This is a genomic window from Actinotalea sp. JY-7885 (assembly GCF_014525465.1).
Taxonomy (GTDB): Bacteria; Actinomycetota; Actinomycetes; order Actinomycetales; family Cellulomonadaceae; genus Actinotalea.
On the sequence record NZ_JACEXH010000222.1, the window covers coordinates 1 to 4592 of the forward strand.

The 4592-nt window shown below is 75.6% G+C and carries 2 protein-coding genes; one reads left to right on the top strand and one right to left on the bottom strand.

Going from position 1 to position 4592, the window contains the following annotated elements:
• Nucleotides 1–70: 70 nt before the first annotated feature.
• Nucleotides 71–1627, bottom strand: a complete 1557-nt coding sequence (locus IDM29_RS15135; protein ID WP_182111773.1) for a glycosyltransferase — start codon at nt 1625–1627, stop codon at nt 71–73.
• Between the two features lie 548 nt (nt 1628–2175).
• On the opposite strand from IDM29_RS15135, the gene IDM29_RS15140 reads away from it, so the two are divergent.
• On the top strand, nt 2176–4592 hold a 2417-nt coding region (locus IDM29_RS15140), incomplete at its 3' end, for a glycosyltransferase (protein ID WP_188037727.1).

Consider the following 4592-nt stretch of genomic DNA (forward strand, 5'->3'; position numbering starts at 1 on the left):
CTGGCGGCTCGCGCGCCGCAGCTGAGGCGGCGCGGCGGGCCCGAGGCCGGCCGCGCCCGGCCGCTGCGCCTCAGCGCACCGCGCGGTGGTTGATGTGCGGGTCGTGCTTGGCGAGCTCGAGCGTGTGGTCCATGAGGTACTGCCGCTCGAAGGGCCGGACGTCGGCCACCCGTGACGAGCTCTCGTAGTGGTACAGCCGTGCGAACGGCGTGCACACCACGTCGCGGCCGGCGGCGACGACCTTGTGGCAGTAGTCGACGTCGTTGAACGCCATGGGCAGCTCCTCGGAGAACCCGCCGAGCTCGACGTAGAGGTCCCGCGGCGTCAGCAGGCACGCGCCGGTGACGGCGAGGTAGTCGAGGTCGACCAGCTTGGAGCCGAAGTGGCTCGCGTCGTCCGTCGCGAGGCGGTGCGCGTGCACGGGCAGCCAGGTGTCGTCGTGCACGATGCCGACGTGCTGGATGGTGTCGTCCTCGAACAGGAGCTTGGCGCCGACGACGCCGACGTCCGGGTCCTGCGCGACGGCGACCATCCGGTCCAGCCAGCGGGGCTCGATCACCTCGGTGTCGTCGTTGAGCAGCACCACGAGCTCACCGCGCGAGCGGCGCACCCCCTCGTTGACGGAGTGCGAGAACGAGAACTCGCCGGTCACCGGAGCCACGACGAGCCGGTCGCCCACCAGCTCCGCGGCGAGCTCGAGCACGTCGTGGGGGGTGCCCTCCGACGGGACCAGGACGACCTCCCACGCCGGGTAGGTGGTGCGCTCGAGCAACGAGCGCAGGCACGTCTCGAGCACGAGCGTCGACGTGCCCCGCACGTCCCTGCGCCCGCCGCCGGTCGGGATGACGATCGAGACGAGGGGCGGCGGGTCCGGCACGTCGCGCCACACCCGGACGTAGCCGTCCGGGTGAGCCACCTCGACCGTCGCGCCGATGCCGAGGCGCGCGTAGCGGTCCGCGACGGCGCGCCGACCTGCCTCCGCGACCTCCGGCCCGCGCGGCGGCGCGGCCGGGCGGGTCAGGCCGATGACGGGCACGTGCTCGATGGCCTGCGTCCGCTCGGCGACGCGGAGGTGCAGGTCCCACTCGAGGGCGAGCTCGGCCTCAGGCCGGAACCCGCCGACCTCGGCCACGAGGCTGCGCCGCACCAGGCACAGGCGTCCGAGGTAGTCCCAGCCCTCGAGATACCGGGGGACCCAGTGCGGCTTGGTCTGGATGCCCTCGTGGCCGGGTGCGGGCCACTGCTCGTCGGTGTAGAGGACGTCCGTCGCCGGGCGCGCCGCGACGTACTCGGCCATCGCGGCGAGCACGCCCGGCTCGATCTCGTCGCCGGGGGCCAGCACGGCGACGTACTGCCCGGTCGCCGCGGCGAGCCCGGCCCGCAGGACTGCCGCCGGCCCGTCGCCGTCCGGGCGCGTCCAGGTGACCGCCTTGCGCAGCATGCGGTCGATCTCCCGCCGGCTCGCCGTCGCGCCCTCGCGCGCCGCGTCCCCGCGATCGGGGGACGGCGCGACGAGCTGCCACGGCCCGCGGCCGTTGCGCTGCACCGAGGCGGCGGTCCGCCGCAGTGCCGACCCGGCGTCCGGCCCGTCCTGGCCCGGCAGCAGGAGCAACGAGATGAGCGTCATGTCTGTCGCAGGCCGGTGCGCACCACGCGACCGATGACGCGCCTGACGCGGCGCACGGCCTGTCGCGGCAGGTCGCCCGTCTGGCGGCGGTCGAGCTCGGAGGACATCTCGGCGATGCGGGCGTGGGGGGGGGGGGGGGGGGCCCCCAGCGGGGGGGGGGGGGGGGGGCGGGGGGGGGCCCCCCCGCGCCCCCCCCCCCCCACGCCGGTGGGGGGGGGGTGGTGGTGGTAGGACTTCGGGGCGTGGGGGGGGTCGCGGGGGGTGCGCGCCCCCGACTGCTCGTGCAGGAGGCGGGAGCGGAGGTCGACCGCAGCGCGCAGCACGCTCAGCTCGGCATTGAGGGCGTCGAGGCGTCGGCGCATGGTTGCCGGCTCTTCGTCGGCGGCGACCTGCGCCATGCGAGCGTGGGCCTCGCGGTCCTTCTGGGAGAGTCCGGCGTGCCACTCTGCACGCGTCGACGGGGGATCGGACGGCATGAAGGCGAGGGTAGAGCATCCACGGGCCGCCGGTGAGCGAGGCCCTTGCGGTCCAGCCTCTACAGTGGCCTGGTGCGCGTCGTCCAGGTCTCCGCTCACTACCCCCCGAATCTCGTCAGCGGAGGCACGCTCGTCCCGCAGCGCATCGCGCGCAGCCTGGTCGCCCGCGGCCACGAGGTCCACGTGTACGCGGGGCACCTCGACGCCGACCGCGAACCGCTGGACACCTGGGTCGAGACCGACGAGGCCGGCGTCCAGGTCCGCTGGGTCGTCACCACGCCCTGGACCGCGTGGGCGGACCCGAAGAACACGGTCAACGCCGCGGTGACGAGCGACTTCGCCGAGTGGCTCGAGGACGTGCGGCCCGACGTGGTGCACCTGCACTCGCTCCAGACCCTGGGCGGTGGGCTGGTGCGCGCGGCGAAGCGATCGGGGGCGGCCGTCGTCGTGACGATGCACGACTTCTGGTGGACCTGCGCGCGGCAGTTCCTCGTCGCCCCGGACATGCAGCCGTGCAGCCTCGTGGTCGACTGCGGCGCGTGCCCGTGCGCGGGGGGCCACCGCTGGCTCGAGCGCCGCAACGCCGTGCTCCAGCCCATGCTCGCGGATGCCGACGTCATCCTGGCGCCGTCGCGCAGCGCGGCGCGCGTGCTGGTCGCCAACGGCGTCGACGAGCGTCGGCTGCGGGTCGACGAGAACGGGCTGCCCGACGCGGAGATCGAGGTCGCGCGTGCGCCCGGGGCCCCGGCCGGGGAGGAGGGGCGCGCGGACGGACCCGTGCGCTTCATGTTCGCCGGCGGCCCGGACCCGATGAAAGGGCTCGACGTGCTGCTGGCGGCCGCGCGGCGGCTGCCGGCGGACGGCACGTGGACGCTCGACCTCTACGGCGTCGGGCCGGACCGTGCGCTGCCCCCGTCGGTGCGCGCCCGGCCCGCGTACTCGCGCGCGGAGATGGCCGACGTCATGGCGGCGCACGACGTGCTGGTCCTGCCGTCGGTGATGCGCGAGTCGCACTCGATCCTCACGCGCGAGGCGCTCGGTGCGGGCCTCGCCGTCGTGTGCACCGACACCCTCGGGCCCGAGGAGGCCGTCGAGGACGGCGTCAACGGCCTGGTCGTGCCGGCGGCCGACGCCGAATCCCTCGCCGCGGCGCTGCGCCGGCTCGCGGCCGACCCCGCGACCGTGGCACGCCTGCGGGCGGCGGGCGCGACGGCGCCCGTGCGCCGGTTCGAGGACCAGGTGGACGGCCTCGAGGAGCTCTACGGCGAGCTGACGAGGGACCCCGGCCCGCTGCCGGCCGAGGCGCTGCTGACGTCCCCGGACGTGCTCGAGGCCGAGGAGTCGCTGCTCGGCCGCGTGCTCGTCGTCGTCGGCATCCGGGGGGCAGCACTGCGCTACCGCGGCCACCTGCCCGCCGAGGCGCTGCGGCTGCACGGCGTGCACGCCGACGTGCGTCACTACCGCGACCCCTCGATCGTCGACCTCGCGGCCGAGGCCGACGCCGTCGTGCTCTACCGCGTCCCCGCCACGTCGCAGGTCGTGGACCTGGTGGCGGGCGTGCGTGCCCGCCCCCGTCCCGTGCCGGTGCTCTTCGACATCGACGACCTGATCTTCGACCCCGACCTGCGGGGCCAGGTGCACGGCCTGGACGTGCTCTCGCAGGACGAGCAGGAGCTGTGGTGGCGCGGGGTCGCGCGCTACCGCACCACCATGGAGCTGTGCGACGCCTACGTCGGCAGCACCGAGGAGCTCTGCGCGCACGCGACGCGCACGACCGGCCTGACCGCGTTCCGCTTCGCGAACGGGGTCGGCGCGGACCTCGCACGCCTCAGCGAGCGGGAGATCGCGCGCGACCGGACGCCGGGCCCCCTGCGCATCGGCTACTTCAGCGGGACCAACACGCACGACGCCGACTGGGCGGTCATCGAGCCCGCCGTCGTCGAGGTGCTCGCCGCGCACCCGGGCGTCGAGCTCTGGCTCGGAGGCTTCCTCACGACCGGTCCGGCCCTGGAGCCGTTCGCCGCGCGCGTCCGCCGGCTGCCGATGCTCCCGTGGACCGAGCTGCCGGGGCGGCTGCGCCAGGTCGACGTCAACCTGGCGCCGCTCGTGCTCGGCAGCCGGTTCAACGAGGCCAAGTCCGCGATCAAGTGGCTCGAGGCCGCCCTGACGGAGACGCCGACGGTCGCGTCACCCACCCAGCCGTTCGCGGAGGCCATCGAGGACGGGCGCACCGGGATCCTCGCCTCGACGCACGAGGAGTGGGTCGACGGCCTGACCCGCCTCCTCGACGACGCCCTGCTGCGGCGGCGGATCGGGGCCGCGGCGCGCCGCGAGGCGCTGCTGCGCTGGGGCCCGCACACCCAGGGCGCGCGCTACCTCGAGGTGCTGCGGGAGGCGGCCCGGATCCGTCGCGCGGCCGGCCCGCGGGAGGCCGGCGCGTGGGAGCCCGTCCTCGACGACGAGCCGCTCGACGCGGTCGAGGGCTGGCT

Coding starts and splice junctions, on each gene's coding strand:
- IDM29_RS15135 (WP_182111773.1), bottom strand. CDS start 1,627: ATGACGCTCATCTCGTTGCTCCTGCTGCCGGGCCAGGACGGGCCGGAC.